Consider the following 15,729-nt stretch of genomic DNA (forward strand, 5'->3'; position numbering starts at 1 on the left):
CGGGACGGGGGCCGGGGTCACGGGAACGGCGCCGGCGACCGGGATGCCGCCGGTCGACGGGCCGGTGCCGCGGGTGCGGCGGCGACGCGGACGGCGCGGGCCGTCGACGGCCTCCGGGGCCTCGGCGGTCTCCGGGGCGGCGGCCGTCACCTGCGGGGCCTCGCCGTCCGAGCCGCCACGGGTGCGGCGGCGCTGGCGCGGGGTGCGGGTGCGCTCCGGGCGCTCCTCGGCGACCGGGGCCTCGACGCGGCCGCCGCGGCCACGACGGCCGCCCGGCTCGCCCAGGTCCTCCAGCTCCTCCGCCGCGAGACCCGCGCGGGTCCGCTCGGAGCGCGGCAGGATGCCCTTGGTGCCCTCGGGGATGTCCAGCTCGGTGTAGAGGTGCGGGGAGCTGGAGTAGGTCTCGACCGGGTCGGCGAAGTCCAGTTCCAGCGCCTTGTTGATCAGCTGCCAGCGCGGGATGTCGTCCCAGTCGACCAGCGTGATCGCCGTACCGGTGTTGCCCGCGCGGCCGGTGCGGCCGGTGCGGTGCAGGTACGTCTTCTCGTCCTCGGGCGTCTGGTAGTTGATGACGTGGGTGACGCCCTCGACGTCGATGCCGCGCGCGGCGACGTCGGTGCAGACGAGGACGTCCACCTTGCCGTTGCGGAAGGCGCGCAGCGCCTGCTCGCGGGCGCCCTGGCCGAGGTCGCCGTGGACCGCGCCGGAGGCGAAGCCGCGCCGCTGGAGCTGCTCGGCGATGTCGGCGGCCGTCCGCTTCGTCCGGCAGAAGATCATCGCGAGGCCGCGGCCGCGGGCCTGGAGGATGCGCGCGACCATCTCGGGCTTGTCCATGTTGTGCGCCCGGTACACGCGCTGCGTGATGTTCGCGTGCGTCGCGCCCTCGTTGTCGGGCGAGGTGGCGCGGATGTGCGTGGGCCGCGACATGTAGCGGCGGGCCAGGCCGATGACCGCGCCCGGCATGGTGGCCGAGAACAGCATGGTCTGACGCTTCGCCGGAAGCATGTTGATGATCTTCTCGACGTCGGGCAGGAAGCCCAGGTCGAGCATCTCGTCGGCCTCGTCGAGGACGAGCGTCTTGATGTGCGACAGGTCGAGCTTGCGCTGGCCGGCCAGGTCGAGCAGGCGGCCGGGGGTGCCGACGACGACGTCGACGCCCTTCTGGAGCGCCTCGACCTGCGGCTCGTAGGCCCGGCCGCCGTAGATGGCGAGGACGCGGACGTTGCGCACCTTGCCGGCGGTCAGGAGGTCGTTGGTGACCTGCTGGCACAGCTCGCGGGTCGGGACGACGACGAGGGCCTGCGGGGCCTCGGTCAGCTGCTCGGGCGCGGCGCGGCCGGCCTCGACGTCGGCGGGGACGGTGACGCGCTCCAGGATCGGCAGGCCGAAACCGAGGGTCTTGCCCGTGCCGGTCTTCGCCTGGCCGATGACGTCGGTGCCGGTGAGGGCGACCGGGAGGGTCATCTCCTGGATGGGGAAGGGGTTGATGATGCCGACGGCTTCCAGCGCCTCGGCGGTCTCGGGAAGGATTCCGAGCTCTCGGAACGTAGTCAGGGTGCTGCCTCTTCTGTGAGACGCGGTGCGAGGCGAACGAAGGGGGTCTCATCGTGCCGGGCTCTTCCCGCGGGATCCTGGGGAAGATCACCGCCGGGTGGCACGGGACCACTGCCGTCGCTCGAGCGTCGTACCGCTTGAGGGACCCTTCGGCAGGCGCCGGAAGGGCTGTCGGGCCGGAGCCGATCGGGCCACCGACCGGGCATCCTCATTCATGCGTCGGCCCACCGGGTACGTCCGAACGTGCGAAAGCATGTCCGCATACTCGGCAGGCGCAATATCACTGTACCCCGGAATCGCGCATGTGTGTCGGGCGAAATGGTGATGAGGGCACGGTCACACTGACTGACCAGGCCCTTCGGGGGCCCGGAGGGCGGGCTATTGTGCCGTGCATGGAGACGCCTGACAACGCCACGCCCGCCGGTGGGACCGACACCGACGACACCCCGACCGGTATCGCCGCCGAAGACTGGGCCACGGCCTCCGCGGAGCCGCAGTACCGCGCCGCCGTGATCGACCTCCTCGGCGCCCTCGCCTACGGCGAGCTGGCGGCCTTCGAGCGGCTCGCCGAGGACGCCAAGCTCGCGCCGTCCCTGGAGGACAAGGCGGAGCTGGCGAAGATGGCCTCCGCCGAGTTCCACCACTTCGAGCGGCTGCGGGACCGGCTGGCCGCCGTGGACGCCGAGCCGACCGCGGCGATGGAGCCCTTCGCGAAGGCGCTCGACGACTTCCACCGCCAGACCGCCCCGTCGGACTGGCTGGAGGGCCTGGTCAAGGCGTACGTGGGCGACTCGATCGCCAGCGACTTCTACCGCGAGGTGGCGGCCCGGCTCGACTCGGACACCCGCGCCCTGGTGCTCGCGGTGCTCGACGACACGGGCCACGGCAACTTCGCCGTGGAGAAGGTGCGCGCGGCGATCGACGCCGACCCGCGCGTCGGCGGCCGGCTCGCGCTGTGGGCCCGCCGGCTGATGGGCGAGGCGCTGTCGCAGGCCCAGCGGGTGGTGGCGGAGCGGGACGCGCTCTCCACGATGCTCGTCGGCGGGGTCGCGGACGGTTTCGACCTCGCGGAGGTGGGCCGGATGTTCTCCCGCATCACCGAGGCGCACACCAAGCGGATGGCGGCCCTGGGCCTCGCCGCCTGAGCCCAGCCTCCGGTACGACTCGGCCGCGCGGCCCGGGACTTCGGTCCCGGGCCGCGCGGCCGTCGTGCGCGTGGGGCGCGGCGGTCAGTACGCCGCCGGGGATGATCGCCGCAGCCGGCGGGCGGCCGGGCGGACGAGCAGGGAGAGCAGCACCGCCGCGACCGCGACGGCACCGACGAGGGTGGCGAGGAAGTGGCCGGGGCCGAGCGCCCCGTGGGTGACCAGGGCGCCGAAGACGGCGCCGAGCGCACCGGTCAGGAGGACGGTCCTCCGGGCGGGGAGGCGGTCGGGCAGGCGGTGCGCGGCGGCCCAGGCCAGGGCGAGTCCGAGCAGGGCGGAACCGAGGGCTTCCAGGAACACGGTGGATCACCTCGCGGAGGGTGCGGGGCGGCTGGTGCGGTCAAGCCCCCTCTACCCCGGCCCACCGGAACACAATCCTCCCCGCTCCCGGCCGCACCGCCCCGCCCCCGCCCCCGTCCGGCCCGGAGAACCCCCCCCGCACGAAGCCCCGGCCACCCCGCCGAAAGCCCCCGCGCCCGGCGCCGAGGACACCCCGGACGGGCGAACGGGACGCGCGTAGGGGCGGGGTCGGGGGGCCACGTACGGGTCCGGGCCCGGGGGCCGCTTACGCCCCTGGTCCCCGGGACGGTGTGCTCCGCCCGGCCCGGGACCGTGTACGCCCCTGGTCCGGGGACCGCGTACGCCCTTGGGCCCGGGGACGGTGTGCTCCGCCCGGCCCGGACCGTGTACGCCCCTCGGCCCGGGGACTGCGTACGCCCCTGGTCCCGGGGACGGCGCACCCCGCCCGGCTCCGGGGACCGCGTAACCCCCGCCGGCCCGGGCTCCGGGTACGGAAAGAGGCCCGGAGGGACGGTGTCCCTCCGGGCCTCTCTGCGAGAGCCGGGGCTCAGAGCGTGCCGAAGCCCACCCGGCGCACGGCGGTCTCGCCGAGCTCCACGTACGCGATCTTGTCCGACGGGACGAGGACCCGGCGGCCCTTGTCGTCCTCAAGGCTGAGCAGCGGTGCCTTGCCGGACAGCGCGTCGGCGACGGCGCGCTCCACGTCCTCGGCGGACTGCCCGCTCTCCAGAACGATCTCCCGGGGTGCGTACTGCACGCCGATCTTGACCTCCACGGCTATGTCCCTCCGAACGGTCAGCCATGCGCGATGAACCCGCGCCGTACGCTGCACACATTAGCCCGGTGAGGGGACGCGCACGGCGCAGCCGCCGCACGCCAGGAGCGAACAGGCGCCGGGAACAAACGGGCGGTCAGTGCCCCTCGGCGCTCAGCTGGCCCTCCACGGCGTGCAGCGGGAAGCCCGCGATGCCGCGCCAGGCGAGCGAGGTGAGCAGGGAGACGGCCGTGTCGCGGGGGATCGGGGACTCGCTGGAGAGCCAGTAGCGCGCGACGACCTGGGAGACGCCGCCGAGGCCCACCGCGAGCAGCATCGACTCGTCCTCCGACAGGCCGGTGTCCTCCGCGATGACCTCGGAGATCGCCTCGGCGCACTGGAGGCTCACCCGGTCGACCCGCTCGCGCACGGCCGGCTCGTTGGTGAGGTCGGACTCGAAGACGAGGCGGAAGGCGCCGCCCTCGTCCTCGACGTAGGCGAAGTAGGCGTCCATGGTGGCCGCGACCCGCAGCTTGTTGTCCGAGGTCGAGGCGAGGGCCGTGCGGACCGACTGGAGCAGGGACTCGCAGTGCTGGTCGAGCAGGGCCAGGTACAGCTCCAGCTTGCCGGGGAAGTGCTGGTACAGCACCGGCTTGCTGACTCCGGCCCGCTCGGCGATGTCGTCCATGGCGGCCGAGTGGTACCCCTGGGCGACGAAGACCTCCTGGGCCGCGCCGAGCAGCTGGTTCCGCCGGGCACGGCGCGGCAGCCGCGTACCGCGAGGGCGTGCTGCCTCTGTCTGCTCGATGGCGCTCACGCGGCCTCCCAAGAATTCGATCCATGTGCGCTGTCGCGCCGCGCGGCCATCGTACTTTTGGGTAACCCGGCTGTGCGCGGTGCGGACGCAGAATTTCACGGACCGGACGCCGCGGTCGACAGGCTATTCAAGATTAAACCGAACAAATCAGCGGTAGTCGTCTTCGTCGAGAGTGACGACGCGTGCCTGTTCGGAGGCGTCGCCCTCGTCCGCCGCGTCGTGGTCGATGTCGTGGAGCGGTTCGTCCTCTCCGGGGCGCAGTTCCGTGTGCTGCTCGGCCGCGTCGGCCTCGGGGACTTCCTCGTCGAGCACGGTGTCCTCTTCCTCGGGGAACGTGTCCGGCTCGGACGGATCGACAGTCATGCGGTTCCTTCCCGTCCTCCCCGTACGCGGGCGGCCGCCCGCGCGGATGACCCTCCCTTCGAGCGTAGGAGCAGCGGCCTCCCCCCGCACCCGAGCCGCCCCCACCGGTGACGCGGCCCCGGCGCCACGCGGCTTGTGACCGCACCCACACCCGAGCCCGCGTGATCGTCTCGTAATATTGCGGCCATGTCCTCGACCGAGCTGCCGGAAACCCGGACCGCCGACACCGCTCCGGCGACGCCGCTCCCGCGCGCCGTCCGGGTCGCGGACGGCGAGGAGCTCCGCTCCGTCGCGCTCCCGGGCCTCAGCCTCACCGTGCGCTCCCGGCCCGGCGTCCGCGCCGGCCTGCCGCCCGCGCTGTACGTGCACGGCCTCGGCGGCTCCTCGCAGAACTGGTCCGCCCTGATGCCGCTGCTCGCCGACCTGGTCGACGGCGAGGCGGTCGACCTGCCGGGCTTCGGCGACTCCCCGCCGCCCGACGACGGCAACTACTCGGTCACCGGGCACGCCCGGGCCGTCATCCGGCTGCTCGACGCCTCCGGGCGCGGCCCGGTCCACCTCTTCGGCAACTCGATGGGCGGCGCCGTCGCCACCCGGGTCGCCGCCGTCCGGCCCGACCTGGTCCGCACCCTGACCCTCGTCTCGCCGGCCCTGCCCGAACTGCGCGCCCAGCGCACCGCCTGGCCGACGGCGCTGCTCGCCGTGCCCGGCGTCGCCGGGCTCTTCGCCCGCCTCTCCCGCGACTGGACCGCCGAGCAGCGCGTCCGCGGCGTCCTCTCCCTCTGTTACGGCGACCCCGGACTGGTCACCGACGAGGGTCTGCGGCACGCCGTCGAGGAGATGGAGCGGCGGCTGGAACTCCCCTATTTCTGGGACGCCATGGCGCGGTCCTCGCGCGGCATCGTCGACGCCTATACGCTCGGCGGCCAGCACGGCCTGTGGCGTCAGGCGGAGCGGGTGCTCGCGCCCACCCTGCTGATCTACGGCGGCCGTGACCGGCTCGTCTCGTACCGGATGGCCCGCAGGGCCGCCGCCGCCTTCCGGGGCTCGCGGCTGCTGAGCCTGCCCGACGCCGGTCACGTGGCGATGATGGAGTACCCCGAGACGGTCGCCGCGGCCGCGCGGGAACTGATCGCGGACCACGACGCGCGGCACGACGGGAGCTGAACCCGGGGTGGGACGACATAGTCGCAAGGGGCCCTCGCCCTCGGCGGGCGACACCGGGCGCGCACCGGTGTCGGACACCGGGCGCACCCCGGTCGTGGAGGACGGGGCGGGCACGGTCCGGCGCCGCAGGAGCGCCGACGGCGGCCCGGAGGAGCGCGGCGCCGCGCCCCGCGGCACCACCCGCGGGCACGGCGCCTTCCACGGATACGGGACGCCGCCGCAGGGGACGCCCGCGCCCGGGTACGGGTCCCCGGCGCAGGGGGCGGCTCCCTACGGGACGCCCGCGCACGGGACCCCGGCGCACGGGACCCCGGCGCACGGGACCCCGGCGCACGGGACGCCCCCTTACAGGGCGCCTCAGTACGGCACTCCGGCCCACGGCACCCCCGTGCACGCCGCTCCGCACACGCCCGCGCACGGAACTCCGGTGCGGGGCGGGCATCCGGCGCACGAGGAGGTCTCGCGGCCGGGGCCCGAGCGGTACGGGCCGGCCACCGGTGCCGCGCCGCTGATCCCCGGGCCGCGCCGCGCCGCCGCGGCCCCGCCGGCCGGGCCCGTCGAGGCTCCGGACCGCGAGGAGGCCGCCGACGCCGGCGGCCGGGGCGGCAAGGGCAAGGCGCTCACCGGCATCGCGGCCGCCGCCGTCACCACCTGTCTCGCGATCGTCGTCGCGGGTCAGGTCGCCGACCGGGAGGACGGGGCCCCGGCCGCGCGTGCCGCGCAGGAGCCGGCCGACCGGGCCTCGGGGGACACCTCCGCCTCCCGCTCCGACGAGCGGCCCACTCCGTCGAGCCCTGCTCCCGCGACGCGCCAACCCGCGCCCACGTACGAACAGTTGATGACCCACCAGTTCCCGATCGACCCGAAGCTGACCGGCTCCGGCGAGTTCGAGGCCGTGCCCGGGCTCGACAAGGCGCCCGGCTCGGGGCAGAAGTACCGCTACCGGGTGGACGTCGAGAAGGGGCTCGGGCTCGACGCCAAGCTCTTCGCGCGGGCGATCCAGCAGACCCTCAACGACAAGCGCAGCTGGGCCGGTCAGGGGGCGATGACCTTCGAGCGGATCTCCAGCGGGGAGCCCGACTTCGTCATCACCCTCGCGAGTCCCGGCACCACCGGCGCGTGGTGCGCCAAGTCGGGGCTCGACACCACCATCGACAACGTCTCCTGCGACTCCGCCTCCACCGAGCGCGTGATGATCAACGCCTTCCGCTGGGCGCAGGGCGCGGAGACCTTCGGCCCGAAGGCGATGTACGCCTACCGGCAGATGCTCATCAACCACGAGGTCGGACACCGGCTCGGCCACAACCACGTGTCGTGCCGGACGCCGGGCGCGCTCGCTCCCGTGATGCAGCAGCAGACGAAGTCGCTGGACATCGACGGCATCGCCTGCCGCCCCAACCCCTGGGTGCATCCCGGGAGTTGATTCCGCCTGTCCGCATTCCGGGACGCGCGTCCCGGAATGCGGGTCGCGCGTTGACATCGTTCAGGCGTTCGTAGATATTTCTCGGCATGTCGCACCGTCACGCCGCCTCCGAACGCGCCGCCCTTGAGCTGGCGCTCTTCGGCGTGACCGGACACTCCGTCGCCGACATTCTCTGTCGCTGACGCTTCCCGGCGCTTTCCCGCCCGGGACCCCTTGAACCGGGTGCGCGTCGGCGGCTTTTCCCTTTTCCGGCAGCACCCGTGCACCTCCCGCGGGCGCCCCCATTCCGGTGTTTCCCTCGCGTCCGCGGAATTCCCTTTTCCCCTGCCGCAGTTCACGCGAGAGGTCCCTTTCCCATGCGTCCTTCGTCCGCTCTTTCCCGCCGCCTGGCCGCGGCCGCCACCGGTCTGGTGCTGACCACGGGGCTCGCCGCCTGCGCCGGTCCCCAGGAGGCGGGCGACAAGGCCGGCTCCGCCGCGAACACGGACACCGCGCCCCGCAAGGGCGGCACCCTCACCGTCCTCAACAACGAGGCCCAGAGCGACTTCGACCCCGCCCGGCTCTATACCTCCGGCGGCGGCAACGTCCCCTCCCTCGTCTTCCGCACCCTCACCACCCGCAACCGCGAGGCCGGGGCCGCCGGCACCGAGGTCGTCCCCGACCTCGCCACCGACACCGGACGCCCCAACAAGGACGCCACCGAGTGGACGTACACCCTCAAGGACGGCCTGAAGTACGAGGACGGCACCCCGATCACCAGCGCCGACGTCAAGTACGGCATCGAGCGCTCCTTCGCCGCCGAACTCTCCGGCGGCGCCCCCTACCTGCGCGACTGGCTCATCGGCGGCGACACCTACCAGGGCCCCTACAAGGACCCGAAGGGCCTCGCCTCGATCGTCACCCCCGACCCGAGGACCATCGTCTTCAAGCTGAGGAAGCCCGAGGGCGAGTTCCCCTTCGTCGCCACCCAGACCCAGTTCGCCCCCGTCCCCAAGGCCAAGGACACCGGCGCGAAGTACGAGGAGCACCCCGTCTCCTCCGGGCCGTACAAGGTCGTGAGGAACGAGAACGACGGCGAGCGGCTCGTCCTGGAGCGCAACGAGCACTGGGACCCGAAGACCGACGAGGAGCGCAAGGCGTACCCGGACCGGATCGACGTCCGCTCCGGCCTCGACGAGGCCGTCATCAACCAGCGCCTCGCCACCTCCGCCGGCGCCGACTCCGCCGCCGTCACCACCGACACCAACCTCGGCCCGGCCGAACTCGCCCAGATCGGCTCCGACAAGGCGCTCGCCGCCCGCGTCGGCACCGGACACTTCGGCTTCACCAACTACCTCGCCTTCAACCCCGAGGTGAAGCCCTTCGACAACCCGAAGGTGCGCCAGGCGATCTCGTACGCCATCAACCGCACCAGCGTCGTCAACGCCGCCGGCGGCTCCGCCCTCGCCGAGCCCGCCACCACCTTCCTCCCCGAGAAGAAGGCCTTCGGCTTCGAGCCCTACGACCACTTCCCGGCCGGGAAGACCGGCGACCCGGCCAAGGCGAAGCAGCTCCTGAAGGAGGCCGGACACCCGGACGGCCTGAAGATCACCCTGCTCCACTCCACCGCCCAGAACCGCGCCACCAGTCCCGAGATCGCCACCGCCGTCCAGGAGGCCCTCGCCAAGGCCGGCATCACCGTCGAACTCGACGGCCAGGAGCCCAACTCCTTCAACGAGAAGCGCTGGAGCGTCAAGGACGCCCCCGGCTTCTTCCTCTCCCGCTGGGGCGCCGACTGGCCCGCCGGCAGCGCCTTCCTCGCCCCCATCTTCGACGGCCGCCAGATCGTCGCCGACGGCTCCAACTACAACCACGCCCAGCTGAACGACCCCGCGGTCAACAAGGAGATCGACGAGATCAGCAAGCTCACCGACCTGAAGGCCGCCGCCTCCCGCTGGGGCGCCCTCGACAAGAAGATCGGCGAGCAGGCCCTCGACGTGCCGCTCTTCCACCCCGTCTACAAGCGGCTCGTCGGCAAGGACGTCAAGAACGTCGTCATCAGCGACTGGACCGGCGTCCTCGACATCTCCCAGGTCGCCGTCAAGTGACCGCGGTGACCGGCGTACCGGCGCCCGTGGCGGGCACCCCCGCCACGGGCGCCGCCCGGCAGGTGGGGCGACGGCTCCGCACCCGCCCGGCCGCCCTCGTCTCCGCCGCCGTCCTGCTCCTCCTGATCCTCCTCGCCGCCGCCGCGCCGCTGCTCGCCGCGCTGACCGGCCAGGACCCGTACGCCTACCACGACGACCTCGTCGACTCGGCCCGCGGCGGCGTCCCGTACGGCGCCTTCGGCGGCGCGAGCGCCGACCACTGGCTCGGCGTCGAACCCGGCACCGGACGCGACCTCTTCGTCCGCCTCCTGTACGGCGCCCGGGTCTCGCTCCTCGTCGCCGTCGGCGCCACCGCCCTCCAGGTCCTCATCGGCCTGTTCGTCGGCCTCGCCGCCGGCCTCGGCAACCGCTGGGTCGACGGCCTCCTCGGCCGGATCACCGACGTCCTGGTCGCCCTGCCGATGCTCGTCCTCGCCATCGCGCTCACCGCCGTCGTCCCCCGCGGCTTCCCCCGCCCGCTGCTCCTGATCCTCGTCATCGGGTTCCTCGGCTGGGCCGGCACCTCCCGGATCGTCCGCGCCCAGACCCTCGCCCTCAAGAACCTCGACTTCGTCGCCGCCGCCCGGCTCTCCGGCGCCGGCCGGTGGCGCACCGCCCGCCGGGAGCTCCTCCCGTCGCTCGCCGCCCCCGTCCTCACCTACGCGGCGATCCTGCTCCCCGCCAACATCGTCGTCGAGGCGTCCCTGTCCTTCCTCGGCGTGGGCGTCACCCCGCCCACCCCCTCCTGGGGACAGATGCTCTCCACCGCCCAGACCTGGTTCCGCGCCGACCCCGCCTACGTCCTGCTGCCCGCCGGCTTCCTCTTCGTCACCGTGCTCGCCTTCACCGTCCTCGGCGACGCGGTCCGCACCGCCCTCGACCCGCGCGAGGCGAGCCGGCTGCGCGTCGGCACCGCCAAGGAGACCGCCCGATGACCCGCTACCTGCTGCGCCGTCTCGCCGGCGCCGCACTCGTCCTCCTCGCGCTCTCCGTCCTCGTGTACGCGCTCTTCTACGTGCTCCCCGGCGACCCCGCCCGGCTCGCCTGCGGCGAACGCTGCAACCCGGCGCAGATCGCCCAGGTCCGCGCCCAACTGGGCCTTGAAGAAGGGGCCTTCACCCAGTACCTGCACTTCCTCCAGGGCATCGTCGCCGGCCGCTCGTACTCCACCGGCACGGAGCTCGTCCGCTGCGACGCCCCCTGCCTCGGCCTCTCGTACCAGACCGACCAGCAGGTCACCGCGCTCATCCTGGAGCGGCTCCCCGCCACCGCCTCCCTCGCGCTGGGCGCCCTCGTCGTCTGGCTCCTCGTCGGCGTCGGCACCGGTCTCCTCTCCGCGCTCCGGCGCGGCGGACCCACCGAGCGGATCCTCACCGCCGTCACCCTCGCCGGCACCGGCACCCCCGTCTTCATCCTCGGCCTGCTCCTCCTGATGCTCGTCTGCGCCCACCTCCAGTGGCTGCCCTTCCCGACGTACGTCCCGCTCGGCGAGGACCCCGAGCAGTGGGCCTGGAACATGCTGCTGCCCTGGCTCACCCTCGGTCTCTTCGAGTCCGCCAAATACGCCCGTCTGACCCGCAGTTCCGTCCTGGAGACGCTCGCCGAGGACCACATCCGCACCTTCCGCGCCTACGGCGCCGCCGAACGGACCCTCGTCACCCGGCACGCCCTGCGCGGCGCGGTCCCGCCCGTCCTCGCCGTCAGCGCCGTCGACCTCGGCTCCATGTTCGGCGGCGCCCTCCTCACCGAATCCCTCTTCGGCATCCCCGGCCTCGGCCGCACCCTCATCGAGGGCGTCCGCCGGATCGACCTGCCCGTGGTCGTCGGCGTCACCCTCGTCATGGGCGTCTTCGTCGTCCTCGCCGGAGTCCTCGCCGACCTGCTGCACGCCGCCGCCGACCGAAGGGTGGTCCTCGCATGACCCCGGCCCCCGACCGCCCGCTCGTCGAAGTCCGCGACCTCACCGTCGAGTTCGCCACCGCCGACGGCACCGTACGAGCCGTGGACCGGCTCTCCCTCACCCTCGAAGCCGGCCGGGCCCTCGCCCTCGTCGGCGAGTCCGGCAGCGGCAAGTCCACCGTCGCCGCCGCCCTCCTCGGCCTCCACCGGGGCACCGGCGCCCGCGTCACCGGCACCGTCCTCGTCGACGGCACCGACCCCGCCACCGCCCCGCCCGCCGCCCTGCGCCGACTGCGCGGCGGCACCGCCGCCATGGTCTTCCAGGACCCGCTCTCCGCCCTCGACCCCCACCTCGCCGTCGGCGACCAGATCGCCGAGGTCCACCGGTTCCACCACCGAGTCTCCCGCCGGGCCGCCCGCGCCCGCGCCGCCGAGGTCCTCGACCGCGTCGGCATCCCCGACGCCGCCCGCCGCGCCCGCTCCCGCCCCCACGAGTTCAGCGGCGGCATGCGCCAGCGCGCCCTCCTCGCCATGGCCCTCGCCTGCGACCCCCGGCTCCTCGTCGCCGACGAACCCACCACCGCCCTCGACGTCACCGTCCAGGCCCAGATCCTCGACCTCCTGCACGAACTCCGCCACGAGACCGGCACCGCCCTCCTCCTCGTCACCCACGACGTCGGCGTCGCCGCCGAGAGCGCCGACGAGGTCCTCGTCATGCGTCACGGCCGCGAGGTCGAACGCGGCCCCGTCGCCCGGGTGCTGGGCGCGCCCGCCGCCCCCTACACCCGGCGGCTCCTCGACGCAGTGCCCCGGCTCGACGCGCCGGCCCGCACCCCCGAGGCCCCGCCGAAGGGCGAGCCGCTCCTCGAAGCCGTCGCCCTGCGAAGGGAGTTCGGTCGCGGCCGGAAGGCCGTGACCGCCGTCGCCGACGCCTCCCTCACCCTCCACGCCGGCGAGACCCTCGGCCTCGTCGGCGAGTCCGGCAGCGGCAAGACCACCCTCGGCCGGATGCTCGTCCGCCTCCTCGACCCCACCGGCGGCGAACTCCGCTACCGCGGCGAGGAGATCGGCCATCTGGACGAACGCCGGCTGCGCCCCCTCCGGCGCGAACTCCAGCTCGTCTTCCAGGACCCCGCCTCCTCCCTCAACCCCCGCCGCACCATCGGCGACTCCATCGCCGAGTTCACCCCCCGGAGCCTGGACGAGACCGCCACCCGCGCCCGCGTCCGCGACCTCCTCGACCGCGTCGGCCTCGACCCCGGCCGGCTCGACGCCTACCCCCACGAGTTCAGCGGAGGGCAGCGCCAGCGCGTCGGCATCGCCCGCGCCCTCGCCGCCGAACCCCGCGTCATCGTCTGCGACGAACCCGTCTCCGCCCTCGACGTCACCACCCAGGCCCAGGTCACCGCCCTGCTCGCCGACCTCCAGGCCGAACTCGGCCTCGGCCTCGTCTTCATCGCCCACGACCTCGCCGTCGTCCGCCGGGTCAGCCACCGCGTCGCCGTCATGCGCGCCGGCCGGATCGTCGAACAGGGCGACGTGGCCCAGGTCTACGACACCCCCCGCGACCCCTACACCCGCGGCCTGCTCGCCGCCGTCCCCGCCCTCGACCCGGCCCTCGCCGACGAACGCCGGGCCCGCCGCGCCCGGCACCCCGAACCCGCCGGAGTCTGACCCTCCGTGACCCCGACGGCGCGTACCGCGACGGAACGCGACCGGACGGGGAAAGTTACGTGCATTCACCCCTTCCGGTGGTGCGACGGACAACCGTCCGTCGCACCACCGGTCGCTGCGCTTACGTTCTTCCCGCTGTGGGATTCCCGCCGAGGGACGGCAGCGCGCGCCACCGACGGGACCGGTGGGCGCCGTCACGGAAGGACCGGGGGTGTGTGCTCGTGCGGATCGGACTCCTCACGGAGGGTGGCACCCCGTGCGCCACCGGTGACACCGGCGCGTGGTGGCAGCGGCTCGTCCGCGGCCTCGCCCCCCACGACTTCGACCTGTACGCCGTCGGCGGCCCCCTCCCCGCCGTCCCCCTCCCGCCCCTCGGCCGGCCCGTCCCCGGCACCGGCGTGGGCGCCCTCCCCGCCGGCCCGCCCGAGCTCGCCGCCCGCCGCGCCTACGGCCGCCGCGACCGCCGCCGCTTCGCCGAGGGCTTCCACGCCCTCGCCACCGGCCTCACCGCCGAGACCGACCCCGCCGGCGGCCCGGCCCCGGACCAGGACCCCGCCCACGCCTTCGCCACCGTCCTCGGCGCCCTCGCCGACCTGGCCCGCGACAGCGGCGGACTGACCGGCGCGCTCCGCTCCGACGACGCCGTCCGCCTCCTGGAGACCGCCTGCCGCGCCCCCGGCGCCCGCCGCGCCGCCGCCGCGGCCGGGCTCGGCGACCACCTCGCCTTCGCCGACCACCTGGAGCGGGCCCTGCGCCCCCTCTCCCTCGACTGGTACGACGAGACCGCCCTCGCCGCCGCCGACCTCTGCCACGCCACCGCGGGCGGGCCCGTCGCCCTCCCCGGACTCCTGGCCAAACGCTTCTTCGGCACCCCCCTCCTCGTCACCGAGTACGGCGTCGGACTGCGCGCCCACTACCTGGACGCGGGCGCCGCGGGCTGCTCCACCGCCCTGCGCGCCCTGCTGGCCGCCCTCCATGGACGCCTCGCCGGGGAGACGTACCGTCAGGCCGCCCTCCTCACCCCCGGCAACGCCCACGCCCGCCGCTGGCAGGAGAAGCTCGGCGCTCCCCGGGACCGCGTCCGCACCGTCCACCCCGGCATGCCCGCCGAGCGCTTCGCCGAGGTCGGCGAGGCCGAGGAGAGCGGCGAGCCCGGCACCCTCGTCTGGATCGGCCGGGTCGAGCCCGCCAAGGACCTCGTCGCCCTCCTCCACGCCTTCGCCGAACTCCGCGCCCGGCAGCCCGACACCCGGCTCCGGATCGTCTCGGTCCCCGCCGACCCGGGCGAGTCCGACCGGGGCGCCGACCACTGCGCCTACCTCGGCCAGTGCGCCGCGCTCGCCGCCCAGCTCTTCCCCGACGAGGCCGCGGGCGCCCACGCCGTCGGCGAGAACCCGGTCTCCTTCGAGGAACTCGGCGGCCCGGAGGCCCCCACCCTGGAGGACGTCTACGCCTCCGCCGCCGTCGTCGTCCTCTCCAGCACCGTCGAGGGCTTCCCCGCGAGCCTCGTCGAGGCCATGTTCTGCGCCCGCGCCACCGTCTCCACCGACGTCGGCGCGGTCGTCGAGATCATCGGCGGCACCGGTCTCGTCGTCCCCCCGCGCAACCCCCGGGCGCTCGCCGACGCCTGCCTCGCGCTGCTGCGCGACCCCGAGCGCCGGCACCGGCTCGGCGCGGCCGCCCGCGCCCGCGCGCTCGAACTCTTCACCGTCGAGCAGAACCTCGCCGCCTTCCGCGGCATCTACCTCGAACTCCTCTCCCACGCGCCGGCACGCCACCGCGCCGGGTCCGACGTGCCCTTCGCCCACCCCGCCGAGGCGCACCTCCCCGGCAGCTGGGCGCCGAAGGCCGTCGCCGCGGGGACGGGAGCTCCCGATGCCTGAAGGAGGCACCCCCATGCGCGGCCCCGCCGCCCCGACGAGCCCCGGAGCCTGGGACGCCCGCTCCGAGGCCCTCCTCGGCGCCCCCGCGGTGGACGCGGAACCCACGCCCCCCGCCATAGCCCCGGGGCCCGCCGGCCCGCTCCCCACCCTCGACCTCCACGCCGACCCCCCGCCGCCGGGGCCCGCCCCGGCCCCCGGGCTCCGGGACTCCGCCCTGGACGACCTCCTCTCCGCCTTCGGCCCGCCCCGCCACCCGGCGGCACCGCCGGCCGACGAGGCGCAGGCGGCCGCGGACGCGGAACCCGAGGCCGAGGCGGCGACGGTCGCGGAACCCGAGCCCGAGCCCGCCACGGTCCCGGCCACCGACCGGCTCGAAGCCAAGACCGAGACCGAAGCCAAGACCGAGACCGAGGCCGAAGCCGAGGCCGAAGCCGAAGCCGAAGCCCAAGCCGAAGCCGAAGCCGAAGCCGAGGTCGAGCCCGAGGCAGCCCCCGCCCCCGCTCCGGGCGCCCCCGTGGCCCCCGGCCCCGGGGCCGCCTGAGGCGCGCCGCCCGCCGCCGCGGC

At 74.6% G+C, this 15,729-nt stretch carries 15 protein-coding genes; 10 read left to right on the forward strand and 5 right to left on the reverse strand.

What is annotated here, in order from left to right; all coding sequences use genetic code 11:
• The coding region (locus IE321_RS37075; RefSeq protein WP_229916731.1) for a DEAD/DEAH box helicase at nt 1–1,464 on the reverse strand (1,464 nt) is incomplete at its 3' end.
• Nucleotides 1,465–1,946: 482 nt separating this feature from the next.
• Between IE321_RS37075 and IE321_RS37080 the strand changes: the two genes are divergently transcribed.
• Nucleotides 1,947–2,699 (forward strand): ferritin-like fold-containing protein, encoded by a 753-nt coding sequence (locus IE321_RS37080; protein ID WP_043232626.1) that lies wholly within the window; start codon nt 1,947–1,949, stop codon nt 2,697–2,699.
• Between the two features lie 84 nt (nt 2,700–2,783).
• Here IE321_RS37080 and IE321_RS37085 read toward each other — a convergent pair whose 3' ends face one another.
• The 4 genes from IE321_RS37085 to IE321_RS37100 all read right to left on the reverse strand — a co-directional run bounded on the left by IE321_RS37085 (nt 2,784) and on the right by IE321_RS37100 (nt 4,993).
• The gene (locus tag IE321_RS37085) at nt 2,784–3,059 is read right to left on the reverse strand and encodes a hypothetical protein (RefSeq protein ID WP_043232627.1); all 276 of its coding nucleotides are present in this window, start codon (nt 3,057–3,059) and stop codon (nt 2,784–2,786) included.
• 547 nt (nt 3,060–3,606) lie between these two features.
• Complete coding sequence (locus IE321_RS37090; protein ID WP_043228927.1) at nt 3,607–3,834, reverse strand: DUF3107 domain-containing protein; 228 nt, start codon at nt 3,832–3,834, stop codon at nt 3,607–3,609.
• Between the two features lie 136 nt (nt 3,835–3,970).
• Complete coding sequence (locus IE321_RS37095) at nt 3,971–4,630, reverse strand: TetR/AcrR family transcriptional regulator (protein ID WP_043228926.1); 660 nt, start codon at nt 4,628–4,630, stop codon at nt 3,971–3,973.
• Between the two features lie 147 nt (nt 4,631–4,777).
• The gene (locus IE321_RS37100; RefSeq protein WP_190226141.1) at nt 4,778–4,993 is read right to left on the reverse strand and encodes an Rv3202a family protein; all 216 of its coding nucleotides are present in this window, start codon (nt 4,991–4,993) and stop codon (nt 4,778–4,780) included.
• Between the two features lie 186 nt (nt 4,994–5,179).
• Between IE321_RS37100 and IE321_RS37105 the strand changes: the two genes are divergently transcribed.
• The 9 genes from IE321_RS37105 (at nt 5,180) to IE321_RS37140 (ending at nt 15,706) form a co-directional block, all read left to right on the forward strand.
• A complete protein-coding gene (locus IE321_RS37105; protein ID WP_190226142.1) occupies nt 5,180–6,160 on the forward strand; it encodes an alpha/beta fold hydrolase in 981 nt (326 codons plus the stop codon).
• A gap of 67 nt (nt 6,161–6,227) precedes the next feature.
• A complete protein-coding gene (locus IE321_RS37110; protein WP_190226143.1) occupies nt 6,228–7,583 on the forward strand; it encodes a DUF3152 domain-containing protein in 1,356 nt (451 codons plus the stop codon).
• Between the two features lie 86 nt (nt 7,584–7,669).
• Nucleotides 7,670–7,765: an Ms4533A family Cys-rich leader peptide gene (locus tag IE321_RS43275; protein ID WP_324607390.1), complete on the forward strand. Its 96-nt coding sequence runs from the start codon at nt 7,670–7,672 to the stop codon at nt 7,763–7,765.
• A 174-nt stretch (nt 7,766–7,939) separates the two neighbouring features.
• Complete coding sequence (locus IE321_RS37115) at nt 7,940–9,670, forward strand: ABC transporter substrate-binding protein (RefSeq protein ID WP_190226144.1); 1,731 nt, start codon at nt 7,940–7,942, stop codon at nt 9,668–9,670.
• Nucleotides 9,667–10,644 carry an ABC transporter permease gene (locus IE321_RS37120; protein ID WP_190226145.1) on the forward strand — a complete coding sequence of 326 codons (978 nt, stop codon included), beginning with the start codon at nt 9,667–9,669 and terminating at the stop codon, nt 10,642–10,644. Before IE321_RS37115 ends, IE321_RS37120 begins: the two co-directional genes overlap by 4 nt.
• Nucleotides 10,641–11,630: an ABC transporter permease gene (locus IE321_RS37125; RefSeq protein ID WP_190226146.1), complete on the forward strand. Its 990-nt coding sequence runs from the start codon at nt 10,641–10,643 to the stop codon at nt 11,628–11,630. Before IE321_RS37120 ends, IE321_RS37125 begins: the two co-directional genes overlap by 4 nt.
• Nucleotides 11,627–13,282 (forward strand): dipeptide ABC transporter ATP-binding protein, encoded by a 1,656-nt coding sequence (locus IE321_RS37130; protein WP_190226147.1) that lies wholly within the window; start codon nt 11,627–11,629, stop codon nt 13,280–13,282. The genes IE321_RS37125 and IE321_RS37130 overlap by 4 nt, the downstream gene beginning before the upstream one ends.
• 221 nt (nt 13,283–13,503) lie before the next feature.
• The gene (locus tag IE321_RS37135; protein ID WP_190226149.1) at nt 13,504–15,165 is read left to right on the forward strand and encodes a glycosyltransferase; all 1,662 of its coding nucleotides are present in this window, start codon (nt 13,504–13,506) and stop codon (nt 15,163–15,165) included.
• Between the two features lie 13 nt (nt 15,166–15,178).
• A complete protein-coding gene (locus IE321_RS37140; protein ID WP_190226148.1) occupies nt 15,179–15,706 on the forward strand; it encodes a hypothetical protein in 528 nt (175 codons plus the stop codon).
• Nucleotides 15,707–15,729: the final 23 nt, after the last annotated feature.

The organism is Streptomyces hydrogenans (assembly GCF_014656075.1).
Taxonomy (GTDB): domain Bacteria; phylum Actinomycetota; class Actinomycetes; order Streptomycetales; family Streptomycetaceae; genus Streptomyces; species Streptomyces hydrogenans.